The sequence below is a fragment of the Gordonia sp. (in: high G+C Gram-positive bacteria) genome (genome assembly GCF_047600385.1).
Classification (GTDB): domain Bacteria; phylum Actinomycetota; class Actinomycetes; order Mycobacteriales; family Mycobacteriaceae; genus Gordonia.
Window position 1 is genome coordinate 2,873,273 of record NZ_JASGKZ010000001.1, and the last position, 19,544, is coordinate 2,892,816.

At 69.4% G+C, this 19,544-nt stretch carries 13 protein-coding genes; 8 read left to right on the top strand and 5 right to left on the bottom strand.

Features of this window, described 5'->3' with window-relative positions; translation table 11 throughout:
• The first annotated feature begins 260 nt into the window (after window positions 1–260).
• Window positions 261–674 carry a PaaI family thioesterase gene (locus QM809_RS12965; RefSeq protein WP_415046174.1) on the top strand — a complete coding sequence of 138 codons (414 nt, stop codon included), beginning with the start codon at window positions 261–263 and terminating at the stop codon, window positions 672–674.
• A gap of 146 nt (window positions 675–820) precedes the next feature.
• On the opposite strand, the gene QM809_RS12970 is transcribed toward QM809_RS12965, so the two are convergent.
• Together QM809_RS12970 and QM809_RS12975 are read right to left on the bottom strand one after the other, a co-directional pair.
• Window positions 821–2,302: an NAD(P)/FAD-dependent oxidoreductase gene (locus QM809_RS12970; RefSeq protein WP_415046175.1), complete on the bottom strand. Its 1,482-nt coding sequence runs from the start codon at window positions 2,300–2,302 to the stop codon at window positions 821–823.
• Between the two features lie 135 nt (window positions 2,303–2,437).
• Window positions 2,438–3,052, bottom strand: coding sequence for a GNAT family N-acetyltransferase (locus QM809_RS12975; RefSeq protein ID WP_415046176.1), 615 nt, complete (start codon window positions 3,050–3,052; stop codon window positions 2,438–2,440).
• A gap of 60 nt (window positions 3,053–3,112) precedes the next feature.
• Between QM809_RS12975 and QM809_RS12980 the strand changes: the two genes are divergently transcribed.
• From QM809_RS12980 to recD, 5 genes are all read left to right on the top strand, one after another.
• On the top strand, window positions 3,113–3,574 hold the full coding sequence (locus QM809_RS12980; protein WP_415046177.1) for an acyl-CoA thioesterase: 462 nt from the start codon (window positions 3,113–3,115) through the stop codon (window positions 3,572–3,574).
• Between the two features lie 188 nt (window positions 3,575–3,762).
• On the top strand, window positions 3,763–5,745 hold the full coding sequence (locus QM809_RS12985; RefSeq protein ID WP_415046178.1) for an exodeoxyribonuclease V subunit gamma: 1,983 nt from the start codon (window positions 3,763–3,765) through the stop codon (window positions 5,743–5,745).
• A complete protein-coding gene (locus tag QM809_RS12990) occupies window positions 5,742–7,133 on the top strand; it encodes a hypothetical protein (RefSeq protein WP_415046179.1) in 1,392 nt (463 codons plus the stop codon). The genes QM809_RS12985 and QM809_RS12990 overlap by 4 nt, the downstream gene beginning before the upstream one ends.
• Entirely contained in the window at window positions 7,130–10,657 is a 3,528-nt protein-coding gene (locus QM809_RS12995; protein WP_415046180.1) for a UvrD-helicase domain-containing protein, read from the top strand. The genes QM809_RS12990 and QM809_RS12995 overlap by 4 nt, the downstream gene beginning before the upstream one ends.
• On the top strand, window positions 10,654–12,555 hold the full coding sequence (gene recD, locus QM809_RS13000) for an exodeoxyribonuclease V subunit alpha (protein WP_415046181.1): 1,902 nt from the start codon (window positions 10,654–10,656) through the stop codon (window positions 12,553–12,555). The genes QM809_RS12995 and recD overlap by 4 nt, the downstream gene beginning before the upstream one ends.
• A 246-nt stretch (window positions 12,556–12,801) precedes the next feature.
• Here recD and QM809_RS13005 read toward each other — a convergent pair whose 3' ends face one another.
• On the bottom strand, window positions 12,802–13,557 hold the full coding sequence (locus QM809_RS13005) for a PIG-L family deacetylase (RefSeq protein WP_415046182.1): 756 nt from the start codon (window positions 13,555–13,557) through the stop codon (window positions 12,802–12,804).
• A 102-nt stretch (window positions 13,558–13,659) separates the two neighbouring features.
• On the opposite strand from QM809_RS13005, the gene htpG reads away from it, so the two are divergent.
• Window positions 13,660–15,570, top strand: coding sequence for a molecular chaperone HtpG (gene htpG / locus QM809_RS13010; protein WP_415046183.1), 1,911 nt, complete (start codon window positions 13,660–13,662; stop codon window positions 15,568–15,570).
• A gap of 4 nt (window positions 15,571–15,574) precedes the next feature.
• Window positions 15,575–16,042 (top strand): nitroreductase family deazaflavin-dependent oxidoreductase, encoded by a 468-nt coding sequence (locus QM809_RS13015; protein WP_415046184.1) that lies wholly within the window; start codon window positions 15,575–15,577, stop codon window positions 16,040–16,042.
• A gap of 12 nt (window positions 16,043–16,054) precedes the next feature.
• On the opposite strand, the gene QM809_RS13020 is transcribed toward QM809_RS13015, so the two are convergent.
• Entirely contained in the window at window positions 16,055–18,493 is a 2,439-nt protein-coding gene (locus tag QM809_RS13020) for a VWA domain-containing protein (RefSeq protein ID WP_415046185.1), read from the bottom strand.
• A complete protein-coding gene (locus QM809_RS13025) occupies window positions 18,490–19,488 on the bottom strand; it encodes a PASTA domain-containing protein (RefSeq protein ID WP_415046186.1) in 999 nt (332 codons plus the stop codon). The genes QM809_RS13020 and QM809_RS13025 overlap by 4 nt, the downstream gene beginning before the upstream one ends.
• Window positions 19,489–19,544: the final 56 nt, after the last annotated feature.

A 19,544-nucleotide genomic window follows, 5' to 3' on the forward strand; every position in this document is an offset into this window, starting at 1 on the left:
GGTCGTTGCCTTAGTGCAACGACCGAGCGGTATCGGTTGTTCCCGGTGGTGCCGGCATGCCCGGCGACCTGGGGTTTCTCCGACGAGTTGACATCGAAGTAAGGCTAGCCTACATTATCTTTCAAGGATCGCGTGAGAGTCCTGAGGGCTGCAGAGACCCCCGGTCCTTATGGCGAAAGCCCCCGGCGCCGCAAGGTGCACCGGGGGCTTTCGTCGTTCCGGGGGTCGCACCGGGCCCGGGTCGTGGCAAGCTTGCCGACATGAGCGATGAACTGGAAGAACTCACCGCACGGGGACTGGACAAGGTCCTCGGGCTCCGCTGGATCGAGTGCACCGGCGACGGTACGCGCGCTGTGTTGGACATCACTCCCGAGCATCACCAGCCGTTCGGGATCGTGCACGGCGGCACCTACTGCGCCGTCGCCGAGAGCGCCGCGAGCATCAGCGGCTACTGCTGGCTGCAGGAGAAGGGGTACGGCGGCGCCGCGGTGGGCGCCAACAACAGCACCGACTTCCTGCGCCCGATCAGCGAGGGCACGCTGCACATCAGCACCACGGCGATCCACCGGGGGCGCCGACAGCAGCTCTGGCAGGTCGACATGGTCGACGACGCGGGCACCCTGATCGCCCAGTCCCGCGTCCGACTGGCCAACATCGAACTGCCGGAGGGCTGAACCGGTCCGTTCGGACCGGTCGCGCGGAATCGGGATCGATACGCGGGACGGGAGTCGGCCGCGCGGCATGAATCGACGCGGGACGCGAACAGACGAGGGGCCCGCCGGCGGCGGGCCCCTCGTCGTTCATGAATCCGGATCGGCCGTCAGGCCCCTTCGGCCTTCTTCTCGGCAGGACCGTCGTCGGACGGCTTCCGGCCGAGCGTCTTGGCCGCGGTCGCCTGGTCGAGGTCGTGGCGTTCGGCCTCGGACAGGCGCAGGCGCTCCAGATACGAGAGCTCCTGCAGCGCCGACCGCGCGTACACCTGCTGCTCGGTGATCGCCAGCTGGGTGCGACCGCGCGTGGTGAACGAGAACCCCCAGTTCAAGAGGGTGTTCAGGCGGTTGCGGTAGCCCACCAGGTACACCAGGTGCAGCGCCAGCCAGCCCAGCCACGCGATGAAGCCCTCGGTCTCGAACTTCTTCTTGGTGCCCGGGATGGGCACCTGCATCACGGCGCTGAACCGCGACACGGTGGCCATCGAACCCTTGTCGTAGTACGAGAACGGCTTGCGCTGCTCGGGGGTCTGGCCCTTCTTGATCTCGGCCAGGATCGCATCGGCCGCGTACCGGCCGCCCTGGATGGCGCCCTGCGCCACGCCCGGCACCCCGTCGACGGCCATCATGTCGCCGACGACGAAGATGTTCGACTTGTCGGCGACGGTCAGGTCCGGGCCCACCTTGACCCGACCGGCCCGGTCGAGCTCGACGCCGGTCTTGTCGCGCAGCACCTCGCCCAGGGCGCTGGCCTGCACGCCGGCCGACCACACCTTGCACTGGCTCTCGATCCGGCGCTCGGTGCCGTCCTTGTCGCGGACCACGAGGCCGTCGTAATCGAGGTCGACGACCATGGCGTCGAGCTGGATCTCCACGCCGAGCTTCTCCAGGCGCTTGGCGGCCTTGGCGCCGAGCTTGGGGCCGAAGGGCGCCAGCACGGCCGGGGCGGCGTCGAGCAGGATCACCCGGGCCTCGGTGGGGTCGATGTTGCGGAACGCGTTCTTGAGCGTCTTGTCGCTCATCTCGGCGATCTGGCCGGCCATCTCCACGCCGGTGGGGCCCGCGCCGACGACCACGAAGGTCATCAGCTTCTCCTGCTCGGCGGGATCGTCGGAGAGCTCGGCCTGCTCGAAGGCGCCGAGGATCCGGCCGCGCAGCTCGAGGGCGTGGTCGATGGTCTTCATGCCGGGCGCGTACTCGGCGAACTGGTCGTTGCCGAAGTACGACTGATCCGCGCCGGCGGCGATGATCAGGTCGTCGTACGGGGTCTCGGTGACGCGCTCGAGCAGCTGCGAGTAGACGACCTGCTTCTCCACGTCGATGTCGTAGACCTCGCCGAGCAGGGTGCGGGTGTTCTGCTGCTTCTCCAGGACCACGCGCGTGGCCGGGGCGATCTCGCCCTCGGCGACGATGCCGGTCGCGACCTGGTAGAGCATCGGCTGGAACAGGTGTGTCGTGGTCTTGGCGATCAGCGTGACGTCGACGTTCTTGGCCTTCTTCAGGCGCTGGGCCGCGAACAGACCGCCGAAGCCCGAACCGACGATGACGACTTGACGGCGCCGGGTCGAGTCGGCGGAGGTGGCTGCGCTCATCAATGGCTCCTGTGGGGCGTAGGGCCCCGGAGGCGCGGGGGTGGTGGCCGCCGGGGTGACTTATGGACGCTCGAAGTCTCTCACGGCAGCGCCCGGGTGTCAGCGGACTCCCCGCAGTGGCGTCCGGTTCTCCGTTCAGCCGGCGCGGGTGCCGGTCGACGATGCCCGCTGCGACGCCGCCCAATGCACGGCGCGGCCGCGGTTGGCGTACCAGGTGTCGCGGAGCAACTCGTACTCCACCATGGTCTCGGCGTCGTCGGCGGCCTCCGCGTCGGTCAACTCCTCCGCGTCGGTGTCGGCGGCGAGCCGCATGCCCAGACGCTGCATCACGCGCTGACTGGCCAGGTTGTCCGAATGCGTGCTCGCGAAGATCCGCGTGGCCTCGGTCTCGGCGAACATCATGGTGATCAGCGTCGACGACGCCTCGACGGCGAAACCGCAGCCCCACGACTCGCGGCGCAGCCGATAACTGAGTTCGAGTTCGCCGGGTCGGCTGTGCCGGGGGGTGCGCAGTTGCACCCAGCCGTGGAACTCGGCGTCGCGGTCGTGGATGAGCCACATGCCGGTGCCGTGCTCGTTCTGCTGGGCCTGCATGCGCGGGATCACCCAGTCGGCCACGGTCGTCGCGCTGGTGGCCGAGCCGCCGCTGACGAAGCGCATCACCTCGGGGTCCGAATCGAGCGCCACGAGTCGCTCGACGTCGTCGAGCGTGACCGGGCGCAGCACGAGGCGACGGGTCCTGAGCAGCACGCGGCCCACTGTATCGGCCTCGCGTCGGGGAGACGAGCGCGCTCGACTAACGTGCAGGTGGTGTCGGAGACGTCGAAGAGGACCAGTTCGGACAGCGCACCCCACGTGGTGCCCGTCGCCCTGCGCTGGGGCGACATGGATTCGCTCGGCCACGTGAACAACGTGCAGTTCGCGCGGCTCTTCGAGGAGGCGCGCGTCCGGTCGATGAACGACTGGTTCGACGGCGACCGCGGTGAGGGCATCGGAATGGTCGTGGCGCATCAGGAGATCGAGTTCGCGGCGCCGCTGTACTACTCGCCGGAACCGGCGCAGTGCGAGATCCGGGTGTCGCGGATCGGCGGGAAGTCGTTCGACTTCGCCTACCGGCTCACCGCCGCGGATGGCACCGTCGGAGCGATCGCGGAGACGACGATCACCGTCCTCGACCTGGACACCGGCCGCCCGACGCCGCTGTCCGAGCGGGCCCGCGAGGTCCTGGAGCGTCACCTGGGTGAGCCTGCGCCGTTCCGTCGTCGTCGTTGAGAGCGCCGTCGTCGAGAGTGCCGTCGAGGTCGCGGTCGTCGCGGTCCGGGCCGTCGATGCCGGGGCGGGCGGTTCCCGGCCGCCGGGCGTGATCGGACCGATTCTGTCGTAGCCCACCGATACCATCGGCCACGATTCGGATTCACCGCGGCGTCCTCACGCCGCGGAGCGAGACAGGGGGGCTCCGAATGCTGACCGTGCACAGGGCCGAACGGGCCGACGTGTTGGCGGACGTGCTGGCCGGACAGCTGGCGACGCCGCAGGAGGATCCGCTGGCCGCCGAGGTCGTCGCGGTCCCGGAACGGGGCGTCGAGCGATGGCTCCGGCAGCAGCTGGCGCGGCGGCTCGGGACGTCCGGGCACGACGACGGCATCGCCGCGAACATCGATTTCTCCTCGCCCGAACGGTTGCTCCGCGAGACGGTGGTGGCCGTCGCCGACGACCCCGATGCCGCGCAGGCCTGGTACTCCGATCGGCTGATGTGGCCGGTGCTGCAGGTGCTCGATGCGCATCTGGACGATCAGCTCCTGGCCGTGTTGCGCAGACATCTGTCCGGGGAGTCGGGTCGGGGCCGCCGACTCGCCGCGGCGTCGACGATCGCCGGACTGTTCGCCGGATACGGCTGGCAGCGGCCGTCCATGCTCGCCGACTGGGCCGCGGGCCGGGACACCGACGGCGCCGGTTCCGCGCTTCACGAGGACTTCCGGTGGCAGCCGTGGTTCTGGCGCGAGGTGCGCGCCGTGATCGGACAGCCGCACGTGGCCGAGCAACTCGACGACGTGCTCGTGCGCGTGACGTCGTCGCCGGAGCTGGTCGACCTGCCGGACCGGCTCGCGTTCTTCGGTCCCACCCGGATCCCCGAGTCCCTGCGGCGCCTGCTGGGGGCGCTCGCACAGACGCGTGAGGTGTCGCTGTTCCTGCCGCATCCCTCCGATGCGCTGTGGCGCGCGGTCGCCGCCGATCCCGCCCCGGTGCCGCGGACGCGGGACCGGCGTTCCGGGCATCGCCCCGACCATTCGTTGCTCGCGGCCCTCGCGTGGGACGTGCGGGAACTCCAGGAGGTCCTCGCTCCGCTCGGCGCGGCGGACGTCCACCACCGGCCGCCGGATGCCCCGGCGTCGCCGTCGGAGGCGCCGTCGTTGCTCGCGGCGGTGCAGGACGGTCTGCGTCGTGATCGTCTGGCCGCGGTGGCCGGGGTCGTCGCCGACGACTCCCTCGAAGTGCACTCCTGCCACGGCCCGGAACGCCAGGTCGAGGTGCTGCGCGACCGGCTGCTGCGGCTGTTCGACGACCACCCCGATCTGGAACCGCGTGACGTGCTCGTCCTGTGTCCGGACGTGGAGACCTTCGCCCCGCTGATCCAGGGGGCCTTCGGGCAGGCCGGGCTCGACCATCCGGGGTTCTCGCTCCGGGTCCGGCTGGCCGACCGCGGACTGCGCGAGACCAACGAGGTGCTCGACGTCCTGGCGGCGGTCCTGAACCTCGCGGCCGGTCGGGTCACCTCGGGCGATCTGCTCGATCTGCTCGCCCGGCCCGCGGTCCGGCGCCGATTCGAGTTCACCGACGACGACCTCGACGTCCTCGCCGGCTGGGTGGAACGATCCGGGATCCGCTGGGGGATCGACGGCACGCAGCGCGCCCGCTTCGGGCTCGACGGATTCCCCCACGGCACGGCGACCATCGGCCGCGACCGGGTGCTGCTCGGCGTCCTGGCCGAGGAGACCGCCAACCAGTGGCTCGGCGTCGGACTCCCGCTCGACGGCATCGAGTCCACCAAGATCGACCTGGCCGGCCGTTTCGCCGAGCTGATCGACCGGCTCGCCGCGCTGCTCGCCGAGATGGATGCGCCGCATCCGGCTGCGCAGTGGGCCGAGTTGCTGGTGCGGACCGTCGACCTGTTGACGCTTCCCGGCCACGAGGCGCAGTGGCAGCGCGCCCAAGCCGTCGGGATGCTCACCGACTCGCTCGGCGCACCCGGTGCCCGCGACACCGAACTGGCGCCGTCCGACCTCCGAGACCTGATGGACCGACTGCTCACCGCCCGCCCCACCCGGGCCAACTTCTGCACGGGCGAGCTGACCGTGTGCACGCTGACCCCGATGCGATCGGTGCCGCATCGGGCGGTGGTGCTGCTCGGGCTCGACACCGGTGTCTTCCCCGTGCCGCCGTGATCGACGGCGACGACGTCCTGGGCCGGTCGCCGCTGGTCGGGGAGCGGGACCGGCACGACGAGGACCGGCAGACGTTCCTCGACGCGATCGGGTCCGCGACCGAACATCTGATGATCTTCCACACCGGTTCGGATCCGGTGACCGGCGCACCGGTGCCGCCGCCGGTGGTGGTGAGTGAACTGATCGAGACCGCGGCCGCGGTGCTCGACGCGCCCGCGCACGAGTCCGGCCTGGTCCGCCGACACACGCTGCACGCCTTCGATGCGAGGAACTTCCGCGGTGTCGACGGCCCGCCGCAGAGCTACGACCGCAGACTGCTCGGCGGAGCCCGCGCCCTGGCCCGGCTCACGGCCGACGGCGACCGGGGTCGCCGTCCGCCGCTGTTGCGCGATGCGGTGCTGCCGCCGCACGATCCCAGCGGCGACATCGACCTGGCCGACCTGACCGATTTCTTCGGCGGGCCCGCCGAGCGTTTCGTCCGGCAGCGACTCGGTGTGCTGCTGCCCCGACACGACGAAGCACATCCGGATCAGCTCGACGTCGCCCTCGACGGCCTGGAGCAGTGGAAGATCGGCGACCGGCACCTCCGCGGTGTCCTGAGCGGTGAGCAGCCCCCGGTCCTGGGCAGTGCGGAACTGCGTCGCGGCACCCTGCCGCCGTTCGCGCTCGGCCTCAGGACGCTCGCGCCGATCGAGGAGAAGGCGCAGGCCATCGGCCTGCTCGCCCAGAGCCACCGGACACACGACCACGGTCGGACCGTCGACGTCCTGTACCGGCTGGCCGACGGGCGGCGGCTGTACGGCACCCTCGGCGACGTCTTCGACGACCGTCTGGTGTCGGTGAACTACTCGCGGCTCAAACCCGGGCACCGGCTGTCGGCGTGGATCCGATTGCTGGCGGCCGCGGCCGGATCGTCGCACCGGATCCGGGAGGCCGTGGTGGTCGGCGGCGGCCGCGGACCCCGCGCCGAGATGTGCCGGCTGCGCGTCCCGGACGATCCCGCCGCGGTGCTGGAACTGCTGATCGCCGTGCGCGATGCCGGACTCCGCGCCCCGCTCTGGCTGCCGCCCGCCGCCGCGGAGGTCGCGGCCCGCACGGCGCGCGGCGGCCGTCCGGCCGCAGCGATCCGGGCGGTGCACGGGCTGCCCGCCTGGGAGCTGAAAGACCAGTACGCCGGGCTGATCCTGTACGACGACCCGGACGGCGAACGACGCCTCCCGCCCGGAGAACTGATGGCGCTCGCGGCTGCGGCGCCGTTCGTGGAACTGGCGCCGCGCCTGCCCGACGTCGCCGAGGTGGACGGGGATGCGACCGGTGGTCTGCGGACCTTCGTGCGATTGGCTCGCGCGGTGTTCGGCCCGCTGCTGGACGAGGAGAGCCGACGATGACGACGATCGAACCCTTCGATCCCTGCGGTCCGCTGCCGACCGGAACGACGGTCCTGGAGGCCAGCGCCGGCACCGGTAAGACGTACGCGATCGTCTCGACGGCGATCCGCTATCTGGCCGACGGCATCCCGGTGGAACGGCTGCTGATGGCGACGTTCTCCAACGCGGCCTCCGACGAACTGCGGGATCGGACCCGCGAACGGCTCGCCGGCGCGCTGGCCGCACTCGCCGACCCGGCGGCGACCCGCAGCCGACCCGAAGCCGATGCGGTCTTCGTCCTGCTGTGCACCGGGACCGACGCCGAGGTGGCCCGGCGCCGGCGCAATCTCGCGGTGGCGATGAGCGACTTCGACGCGGCGACGGTCGCGACCACGCACACCTTCTGCAACCGGATGCTGGCCGCACTCGGCTTCCTCGGTGAACGCGATCAGCGGTTCCCGATCGTCGAGGCGGTCGACGATCTGGTCGAAGAACTCGCCCGCGACATGTATCTGCGGAGGTTCGCCGCTGGCGCCGACGGGGCTCCCGACCTGGCGACGGTGATCGCCGTCGCGCGGGCCGCGGTGGCGCAGTCGACGGCGGACCTGGCCCCGGACCCCGACGAGTGCGACGAGCCCGCCGCCCTGCGGGTGGATCTGGCCACCGACGCGCGGGACCGGATCGAGCACCGCAAACGACTGGCCCGGGTGCGCACCTACGACGACCTCCAGAACGTGCTGTACCGCATCGTCACCACTCCCGAACTCGGTGAGGCCGCCCGGACACGGATCCGCGCGCAGTTCTCGGCGGTGCTGATCGACGAGTTCCAGGACACCGACCCGCAGCAGTGGGGCATCGTCCGGGCGTGTTTCCACGAGTCCGGCGGACCGGACGGCGCCGGACGTATCCCGCTGATCCTGGTGGGCGATCCGAAACAGTCGATCTACGCCTTCCGTGGCGCCGAGGTGCTCAGCTATCTCGGCGCGGTCCGCGAAGCCGACCACCTGCGCCGACTCGGTGTCAACCGGCGCAGTGATGCTCCGCTGGTCACCGCCCTCGGCGGCGTGTTCGCCGGGACCGCCTTCGGCGACCCGGCGATCACCTATCCGCCGGTGACCGCGGCACGGTCGTCGTCGTGTATCCGCTCCGCCGACGAGGCGGCCCCGCACTCGGGGTTCGCCGCGCCGATCCGCCTGCGGGCGTTCCTGAACGGAGACTTCCCGAGCGAAGGCCTGCCGTCGGTGGCCCAGGTGCGCGCGAAGGTCACCGAGGACGTCGCCGACGACCTCGCCGCGCTCCTGGACTCGGGCACCCGCATCGACGCCGGTGACGGCCGGGGGATGCGACCCGTCGAGCCCGCCGACGTCGCGATCCTGGTGCGTCTGAACAAGACCGTGGAACCGCTGCAGACCGCGTTGGCGGCACGCGGGATCTCGTCGGTGGTGCGGTCGGGGACGTCGATCTTCAAGACGCCCGCCGCCCGGCACTGGTGGTACGTGCTGGCCGCGATCGAGCAGCCGTCGGCGTCGGCGAAGGTACGGCTGGCCGCACTCACCCCGCTGCTCGGCATCACCGCCGAGCGACTCGATGCGGGCGGCGACGAACTGGTCGGCGATCTCGCCGCGGTGCTCGCCGACCTCGGACGGGTGCTGGCCGAAGGCGGGTTCGCGTCGATGTCGTCGCGCCTGTTCGACCACTTCCGCACCGAGGAACGCGTCCTCGCCCGCTCCGGCGGCGAACGATTGCTCACCGATCTGCGCCAGTTGGCGGACCTGAGCAATCGGCATCTCGTGGCGGGGCAGGGCGGTCTGGCATCGCTGGCGACCTGGCTCGGCGAGCAGATCGCCGACCCGTCCGGGATGCGTCACGGCGGTGCCCAGACCCGGCGCCTCGACCGCGACACCCGCGCCGTCTCGATCATGACGGTGCACGCGAGCAAAGGCCTGCAGTTCCCGATCGTCTACGTCCCGTTCGGTTGGGACGGCGCGCGGATCCCGGAGCGGGAGACGTTCGTCTACCACGACCGGTCGCAGAACCGGCGGCTCGACGTCGGCGGTCCGGCCGCCCCCGGACAGCCGGCGCGCGACGCCCTGGCCCGGACCGAGGAGGCCGGGGAGGATCTGCGGTTGCTGTACGTCGCGATGACCCGGGCGCGTTCGCAGGTCACGGTGTGGTGGGGTCCGTCGGTGCCGACCCGGCAGGGGGCGCTGCACCGGCTCCTGTCCACCGCGCGGGACCGCCGGGCCGCCGTCGACGCCGGGGTGGAGAGCATCCCGATCCCGCTCACCGCGGAGATCCCGGGAACCGACGCGGAGATCGTCGCCGATCTGCGGGCGGTCGCCGCGACCGTTCCGGCCGGTCTGATCGAGGTGGGCGCCGCCGGCCGTCATCCGGCCGGGATGCACTGGACTCCGCCGAGCGCGGAGGCCGGGGCGCCGGAGCTGCGGGCCGCGACCTTCGGCCGGACGATCGACCGGGAGTGGCGGCGGACGTCGTACTCGGGCATCGTCCGGGACGCGCACGCCGCGGGACACGCGGGACACGCGGGACACGCGGGACACGCGGGGCCGGCGACGGACGCCGTCCTGCAGACCGGGAGCGAACCCGAGGACGGGCTGATCGACGACGAACCGGTGCCCGGCGACGAGCCGCGCGCAGTGCCCGAATCCGCGGATCCGGCGAGCCCGGCCGAGGCTCTGCCGTCGCCGATGAACGGTCTGCCCTACGGTGCGGGCTTCGGCACGCTGGTCCACGAGGTCCTGGAACACGTGGACACCTCGGCGCCCGATCTGGCGGCCCACGTGCGTCTGCGTACCGCCGAGGGGGCCGCGCACCGCGGCGTCGAGATCGACGTCGATCGGCTGGCCGCCGCGCTGGTCGGGGTGCTCACCACACCGCTCGGATTCGGCGACCTGGCCGGGATCGGCCCGCGCGATCGGCTCGCCGAACTCGATTTCGAGCTCCCGCTGGCGGCCCCCGGATTCACCCTCGACGAGGTGGGCGACCTGCTCGCCGAGCACCTGCCGGAGGACGATCCGCTCCGCGACTACGCCGACACCGTGCGCGAAGCCTCCCAGGACCGGTTCCGCGGCTTCCTGACCGGCAGCATCGACTCGGTGCTGCGGACCCCGGACGGGCGGTTCGTCGTCGTCGACTACAAGACCAACCGGTTGCGGCCCGGGGAACTGGCCGTCGAGGACTTCGACACGACGGCGATGGCGCAGGAGATGATGCGGTCGCACTATCCGCTGCAGGCGCTGCTGTACTCGGTGGCGGTGCACCGGTATCTGCGGTGGCGGATGCCGTCGTATCGGCCGGAGGTCCACCTGGGTCCGGTGCAGTACCACTTCGTGCGGGGCATGGCCGGGCCGGAGACCCCGCCCGGGTGCGGCGTGTTCGAGTGGCGTCCGTCGGCGGCGCTGGTCGAGGCGATGTCGGATCTGTTGGCCGGGATCGGCCACACCGCAGCCGATGTCGGGTCCAGCGTGGCCGGGTCGAGCCGCAGGAGACCGAAGGGTGTCGAAGCCGAGGAGGCGACGCGATGAGTGCTCAACTGGTGGCCGCCGAGACCGGTGCGCTGCGCGTGTTCAATCGGGCGGGCGTGTTCGCCGCCGCCGACGTGCACGTGGCGCGGCGGGTGGCCGCGCTGAGCGGGGCGCACATCGGCGACGACGAACTGATCGCCCTGGCGCTGGCCGTCCGCGCGGTCCGAACCGGCTCCACCTGCGTGGAACTCGCCGAGATCACCTCGATCGTCCCCGAACACCCGGACACCGGGACCGACGAGCCCGGCGGGGCGGAGGCGCCGACCGAGCCGTTGCCGTGGCCCGATCCGGCGCGACTGGTGCAGACGCTGCGCTCGTCGCCGCTGGTCACCGGGTGCCCGAGCGGACCGCTGCGACCGCTCGCCCTGGTCGACTCCGAATCCGGTCCGCTGCTGTACCTGCGCAAGTACTTCCGTCAGGAGCAGAGCATCCGGGAGATCCTGGAGCGTCGTCGCGGTGCGCGGCCGGAGGTGGACCCGGACGAGCTCCGGACCGCGATCGAATCGGTGTTCGGCCCGGCCGGCGCCGTCTACGACCGCCAGCGGGCCGCGGCGGCGCTCGCGGCGACGTCGTGGACGACGGTCCTGGCCGGCGGTCCGGGCACCGGTAAGACGTACACGGTGGCCCGGCTCCTCGCGGTGATGGAGCAGTTGCTGGGCGAGAACGCGCGGATCGGTCTGTGCGCGCCCACCGGTCGGGCGGCGGCGCAGATGCAGTCGTCGATCAACGACTACCGCACCAGTCTGCGTCCGCTGCACCACGAACCGGTCGCGACCACGGTGCACAAGATGCTCGGCTCCCGCCCGGACGGTTCCTTCGCCCGCGGTGCCGACAACCGGTTGCCGTACGACGTGGTGGTGGTGGACGAGACGTCGATGCTGTCGGTCACCATGATGAGCCGTCTGCTGGAGTCGTTGCGGCCGGACACCCGACTGATCCTGGTGGGCGATCCGCACCAGCTCTCGTCCGTGGACGCCGGCGTCGTGCTGGCCGATCTCGTCGACCGTGTCGGCCGGGTGGAGACGGACCTGCCGACGGCGTTCTCGGCCGTCGCCGCGCCGCCGGACGGCGAGTTCGATGCCGACGAGCGCCTGGCGCTGACCGACGGGGTGATCACCCTGACCCGCGGGCACCGCTACGGCGGTCAGATCTCGGCGGTCGCCGCCGCCGTCAAGGCGGCCACCGGTCCCGAGGACGCCGGGCGGGTCGTCGATCTGATCACCGGAGAGGCCGCGCAGCGGTTCGCCGGGGACACCGAGGGCCGAGTGATCCTGGTGGATCCGGACCAGCTGGACGAGGTCCGCGACCAGGTGCTTCTCTGGGCCCGGGATCTCCACGGCGCCGCCCGGGCCGGAGAGGCGCGCGCGGCCCTGACCGCGCTGATGGCGCACCGCGTGCTGTGCGCGCACCGCGACGGCCGCTACGGGGTCTCCGGCTGGTCGCGGCGCATCGTCGAATGGATCAACGAAGCCCTCGGCGGGGTGGTCCCGATGACCGGGCACTACGTCGGAGAGCCGCTGCTGGTGAACAGGAACGACGCCGCGCACCGCATCTTCAACGGCGACTCGGGGGTGGTGATCGCCGACGGCGACGGGCACAGCGTGGTCTTCGAACGCGGCGAGGAGATCATGAGCCTGTACCCGAGCCAGGTGGCCGACGCCTCACCGGTCTACGCGATGACGATCCACCGGAGCCAGGGCAGCCAGTTCGGCGCGGTCACGGTGGTGCTCCCCGAGGTGGACGCGCAGCTGCTCACCAAGGAGCTGCTGTATACCGCGGTGACGCGGGCCCGGGAGACCGTGTTCATCGTGGGGACGGAGGCCGAGCTGATCGCCGCGGTGAACCGTCCGGTCCAGCGCGCGAGCGGCCTCGGCCTCACGGTGACCGAGTTCGACTAGCGACCCGCACGGCGCGGTCGGGTGATCACGTCTCCTCCTTCACCGAGGGACCGCTGTCGATGTGCCCGGGTTCTCGCTTCCGCCGCCGGGAGATCGTTTCAGTCGCCGGTTGAGCCGGGGAGGAACGAAGTGACGAGCCGTGTCGAAACCCGCCCGTCGGCGAGACGGTGGCGCGGGACCCTTCGACTCCGGCTCCTGCGTCGCCGGGCTCAGGGATCGGAGGAGAGTGCGCTCTCGGCTCCCGGATCAGATCAGCGAACGACCGCCCGGGATCAGATCACGACGACGGTAGGCCTCCCACCCGAGGAACAGGCGCTGCATGTCCTTGGGGAGGGTCATGAAGTGCTGCATCGAGCCGCTCCGGGAGAGCTCGGTGGTGTGGGAGCGGATGGCCCGGATCTTCTGGCCGAGATGATGCCGCAGGTCCAGCTTCACGCTCACCAGGTCGGGGGCGGTGCCCGCGATGATGATCTTGGAGTCCTCGAACAGGTGCGGGCGGAGCGTGTCGACGGTGGCCTTGGGCAGCGTCGCGAAGTACAGCGACGACGTCTGCCAGGGTGCGCCGAGTTCGGGTGCGTAGCTGCCGATGGCGGCCACGTCCGCGGCGATCACCGCCAGCCGGTGCGCGTGCATGTGGTCGGGGTGCCCGTAGATGCCGTACGCGTTGTAGGTCACGATCACCTCCGGCCGCAGCCGCCGGATCTGTTCGACGATGAGGCGCACGGCGTCGTCGAACGGCACGTCCACCAGACGCGGTGCGCCGGGCGCCGACTCGGGGACGAAGCAGTCGGCGTACCCGAGCATGATCGGCGGCCTGGGCATGCCGAGTTCACCGGTCGCATCCAGCAGTTCGCGGTGGCGGCTGGTGCCCTCGGCCCACGTGCAGGTGATGAGGTCGGTCTCGGCCCCGCGCGCGGCGAGGTCGGCGATCAGGCCGCCCGTCCAGAGCGACTCGTCATCGGGGTGGGCGTGGACAAAGAGCGCGCGGGGAGCATCGGGCACGGACCCGAGGATACGCTCTCGGGCCCCCGGTAAGCTGTGCTCGCGCGCGAGAGAGATGCGCGAGACATTCCATTCCACCGACTGATCAGGGAGCACTCCGTCATGAGTTCGCAAGTTCATGAGTTCCAGGCCGAAGCCCGCCAGCTGCTGGACCTCGTCGTACATTCGATCTACTCCAACAAGGACAGTTTCCTGCGCGAGTTGATCTCGAACTCCTCCGACGCCCTCGACAAGCTGCGGATCGAGTCGCTGCGCGACAAGGACCTGGTCGCCGACACCTCCGACCTGCACGTGCGACTGACCCCCGATGCCGATGCGCGCACCCTGACCGTGTCCGACAACGGCATCGGCATGAGCCGTGACGACGTCGTCGAACTGATCGGCACCGTCGCGAAATCGGGGACCGCGCAGATGCGCAAGGCCCTGACCGAGGCCGGCGATGCCGCGTCGGAGGAGCTGATCGGCCAGTTCGGCATCGGCTTCTACTCGACGTTCATGGTCGCCGACCGGGTCGTCATGGTCACCCGCAAGGCCGGGGAGACCGTCGGCACGCGCTGGGAGTCCACCGGCGACGGCACCTACACCATCGACGACGTCGACGACGCCCCGCAGGGCACCGCGATCACGCTGCACCTCAAGCCGGTCGACGAGGAGAACGCCCTCCACGACTACGCCGGCCCCGCCGTGCTGCGCGGCCTGGTGAAGAAGTACTCGGACTTCATCTCGTGGCCGGTGCGCATGGAGGAGGTCAAGACCACTCCCGCGGAGGAGGAGGGCGGCGAGCCGACGGTGGAGACCGTCGACGCGGTCCTGAACTCGCAGAAGGCGCTGTGGGCCAAGACCAAGGACGAGGTCACCGACGACGAGTACGCCGAGTTCTACCGGCACATCAGCCACAACTGGGACTCGCCGCTGGAGACCATCTCGCTGCACGCCGAGGGCACCTTCGAGTACCAGGCGCTGCTGTTCCTGCCGACGCAGGCGCCGTTCGACCTGTTCATGCGCGAGCGCAAGAGCGCACTGCACCTGTACGTGCGCCGCGTGTTCATCATGGACGACTGCCCCGAGCTGATGCCCGAATACCTGCGCTTCGTGCAGGGCGTCGTCGACGCGAACGACCTCTCGCTCAACGTGTCCCGCGAGATCCTGCAGCAGGATCGGCAGATCCGTGCGATCCGCCGGCGCCTGGTGAAGAAGGTGATCGGCACCGTGCAGGAGATGCAGGATCGTCGTCCCGAGGACTACCAGACGTTCTGGAGCAACTTCGGCCGCGTCTTCAAGGAAGGCCTGGTGAACGACCAGGACAACTTCCAGGCGTTGCTGAAGGCCTCGGTGTTCGATTCGACCGCCTCGGAGACCGAGCCGACCACCCTCGCCGACTACCTGTCGCGCTGCGGCGCCGACCAGGACGTCATCTACTACATGACCGGCGAGACCCGGCAGCAGATCGAGCGGTCGCCGCATCTGGAGGGCTTCCGCGCCAAGGGCATCGAGGTGCTGCTGCTCTCGGATCCGGTGGACGAGATGTGGACCTCGGCGATGCCGGAGTTCGAGGGCAAACGTTTCGTGTCCGTCGCGAAGGGTGAGGCCGACCTCGACGACGACGCCGACGACGACGCGGAGCGCGACGCCGAGTTCGCCGACCTGCTCACCTGGCTCACCGGGGTGCTCGACGCCGATGTGAGCGAGACCCGCCTGACCAAGCGGCTCACCGATTCGGCGGCCTGCCTGGTGGGGGACCAGTTCTCGATGTCGCCGCAGCTGGAGAAGCTGTACCGCGCGTCAGGGCAGCCGATGCCGCACACCAAGCGGATCCTGGAGCTCAATCCGGGGCACGCGCTGGTGACCGGCCTCGCGCAGGCGCACAAGGCGGCGGGCGACGACGCCTCCGCGTTGGAGCCGACCGCCAAGCTGCTCTACTCGATGGCGCTGCTGGCCGAGGGCGGTGAGCTCGCCGATCCCGCCGAGTTCGCCAAGCTGCTCTCGGACACCCTGGTGGCCGGACTGAAGTGACCCGATGGGCCTCCTGACACCGCTCGCGGTCCGCATCGGTGCGCTCTCGTGGATGCCGCGGTGTCTGCCGTGGATCGTGAAGGCGGACGACGGGATCCAGGCGGTGTCGGGAGGCCGCGTCGACCTGTTGACGATCGCCGGCCTGCCCAGCGTCACGATGGTGATCCCCGGCCGCAAGACCGGGATCGAGCGCACCGTCACGGTGCTCGCAGCGCCGGTCGGACCCGACCGGCTGGTCGCGGGCTCGTATTTCGGCGGGCCTCGGTCACCGGCCTGGGTGTTCAACCTGCGGGCCGCCGAGACCGTCGACGTCGTCGTGCGGGGGCGGCGCGTACCGATGGTCCGCCGCGAACTGTTCGACGACGAGCGCGCCCGCGCCTGGCAGGAGTTGCGCCGGGTGTGGCCGAACTTCGACCTCTACGAACAGCGCACCGATCGCCGGATCCCGGTGTTCCGGCTGAGCCCGCGCTGACCGAACCCCGAGTCACGCCGCTGCTTTCGCTTGTCGCGCCTTCCGTCGGGCCCGCCGGATCGCGATCGCCCCGCCCGATGCCAGCACGATGCCGAGAAGGAACACGACGGCCATGATCCCGCTGTAGCGGGGGAGGACCCGGATGGCGGTGGTCACTTCTTTAGGATTGCCGTCAGCGGCTGTGCCCTTGACCGTGACAGTGTGCTCGCCAGGTTGCAGGTTGGTTGGAATTCGAAATCTGACGGTGATGCGGCCCCGGCCATCGGTTCTCGCCGTCTGCACGACTTGCGGAGTCGAACGCACTTCGATTGTGGCGACAGAATTTGGAAGGTAACCATCGAGCCGTTGCTGGAACAGGCCCATCGACTCGATGAGAGTTCGTGATTCCATTGGAGTCTTGTTGAACGATCGAGTAACGGTTCCGCTGAGGTCGTCAACGATGTTCGGTTCTTCGAACTCTTTCTCGATCTGATCCCAGCTCTCGAATGTCACAGGTCTGTGTCCCGATGGGGCAACAGGGGCGGCGAGGCGGGACCAGGCTCGAATGGCGCTTGCCATGGCTGCATGACCTCCTGCGTTCGGATGTACGAGTTCGCTTATCTGGCGGAATGGAAGGAGTTTTGGGATAATATTCCTGTTCACGTAGGATTCTTCGTCGCAGATCGTGTGATCAGGTTGGAAAGATTCGATGACTGGCTGCGCAAAATACACGGGTCGACCCAGCTTCTGGGCTGCGGTGACGGCCCTGTCGGCTGCTCTGTTCACCGCGTCGGTGAGTCTGTTGAAGTCGCTCATCACTGCGGCGTCGGATGAGCCGAAGCAAAGGCTTCCATCTTTCCTCTGGGTTTTCCCTCCCTTTAACTGCTCTTCAGTCGGGGTCAGTCGAGGGTATGGAACTATGAGGACTGGAGCCTGCCTGCCGCCGCGTTTCTTAGTGATCTCCTCATCGTTCACAGCTCGATCGACGTGGAGATAAGTTCGGGTGAGCAGTTCGGAGAATGCTTTGGTGGCAGCAATCGCTTCCGCTCCGGTGAGAAGAGTTGCGCATCGGGCGGTGTTGAAATTGATGGGATCGGCGCATTCCTTGACTATTTCTGCGAATCTCAGATCATTTCCTCCGATGGACAATGTGACGGCATCGATGTCCGCTGCAATGCCACGGAGTCTTTTGAGTTGCGGTTGCTCATAATTGTCTTCCGCGTCGTCTTCGCTGGATCGTTGTTGACCATAGAAGTCATGGATTACAGCACCCGAGCAGGCGATGGTGATCGTCCTGTTTGGAAATAATATATTTCCATAATTCACGGCCGAGCGATGGCATCTATTTCTCTTGTTGTCTGTGCCTTTGATGAAGGGGCGTGCTCCCTCTCCGGAAGAGAAAGAGTCGCCTAGGACTGCAAGAGTTTTCGTTTCTCCGAGGATTCCGGCGATTGGGCCGCTGCGGACGACCTTGAAAGAGCCCTTCTGCTGAATCGGTGACGTGTTGACCGAGTAGGCTGTCGCAGTGACCGAATAGTCGCCGACGGTGCCTTCCGGAGGTCGGATCGTCATGAGGACCTCACGCTCCCGATCGGGTTCCATGTTGCCCAGGAAGCGGGTCGCATTGGGGACGAGCAGTCTGGCGCTCGGTCTCCCGTCGGCGTCGCGTACGTCGATCGACACGCGGACGTTGTTCGCCGACTGTTGACCGGTGCTCTTGACCTTCGCCGTGAGCGTCGTGCCCTGTGTGCCGACGCCGGCGACCTCCGGGAACTCTTTCGGCACTTCCAGGGTGAATTCCAGCCGTGCGCCGCTGAGTTCCTCCAACACCGGTTCGAGCGCACCGGACTCGGTCACGTTCACATGTTTGCCGCCGAGAGTGCTCGCCACGCATTCGAGTTGATCGTCGTCGTGATGGAAGCCGACGGTGTGTGCCTGCACCGCCATGCCCTCGTTCGAGATCCGTCGTGCCACCTCGCACAGATTCGATGATCCGCAGTTCGCGTCGCCGTCGCTCACCACGATGATCGTGCCGTGGCCACCGGCGCCCTTGAGGATCCGCGCGGCGTGTTCGAGTGCCGGCCCGGTCGGGGTGGAACCGTTCGGGGTGAGGCGCCGCACCGCGGTGGCCACCGCGCCGGCGTCCACCGGGCCGAGCCGGATCTCCTCGTCACCGATGGAGCAGCCGTTCTCGGTACGACCGTCGCCGGGGTAGGCGATCAATCCGAACTGTGCGCCGTCGGGAAGCGATTCGGCGGTCTTGACGACGGCTTCCTTCGCCTCGTCGATCCGGGTCTTCCCGCCCTCGGTGCTCGCCGACATCGACCCCGAGGTGTCCATCACCACCAGCGTGGTTCCAGGACCGCTCACACCGGGTTCGGCGTATGCCGGACCGGCCGTCCGGGGGAGCGGTGGCACCCCGGCGATGAGCAGTGCCGTCGCGGTGAGGACCAGGACGAGGCGGCGGATCATCGTCGTCCTGCGATCTGGTCGAGCCCCTGGGTGGATCCGCGCAGTCGGGCATCGCCGAGCACCACGGTCGGCGAGTCGTCACCGCCCGCGGTCGTCACCTCGATGCGCAGGCGCAGCGCTTTCCGCAGATCGACCTTGACGTCCTCCGACGTGCCGAGACCGACCTTCACGGTCTTCACCGGACGGTCGTCGGCGAAGACCGTGACGGTGGCGCCGCCGGTGCCCTGCCTGTCATCGGTGCCGATCACGGCTTCGAGCAGGGTGGCATGACGATTCACGGCGTACTCGATCCTCCCCGTCTTGGAGGAACCGGGACGGCATGTGACGTTGTTGCTGAGCGTCTGGCCGTTCACACTCGACGAACTCGAGGAGGAACAGTTCGACGACGACACCGAGGACACCGTCGACAGACTCAGCGCGTCACCGGCTTCGGCGACGACCATCGTCACCGTGCGCGGCATGGTCCGGCCCTTCTCCGGGACGGTGCGCAGGACCGCACCGGCGGGCACCTCCGGATCCACCACCTGCTCGACGGCGACGATCGCGCCCAGGTCCTCGAGTTTCGTGCGCGCATCGCGGTGCGGGACGCCGGTCAGGTCGGGCATGTCGGCGGGGATCGAGAGAGTCAATTCGATCTCGCCGCTCACGAGATTCCCGGACGCGGGCTTCTGGCCGACCACGGTGCCGGGAGGCCCGGCGGCCGGTTGTTCGAGGTACTCGATCTTGACGCCGCTGATCCCGGCATCGCTGATCGCGGCCCCGGCGGCGTTGCGATCGAGTCCGACGACGGAAGGCATGTCCGCCCGTGCGGCGGCGGCTTCGAACGCTTCCTTGGGGATGTTGATCTGCTCGGCGACGGGCGTGCGCGGCATCAGCAGATAGCCGGCCGACCACCCGATCATGATCAGCCCCAGACAGAGCGCGGACCATCGGAGGAACGCGCCGCGCCGTCCGCGCAGGAACGCGAACCGGGACGCGGATTCGGTCGTGACCACCGTCGTCGTCTCGGCGGGATCGGGAGGCTCGAACGGGGAGGGGCCGCCGGTCGTGT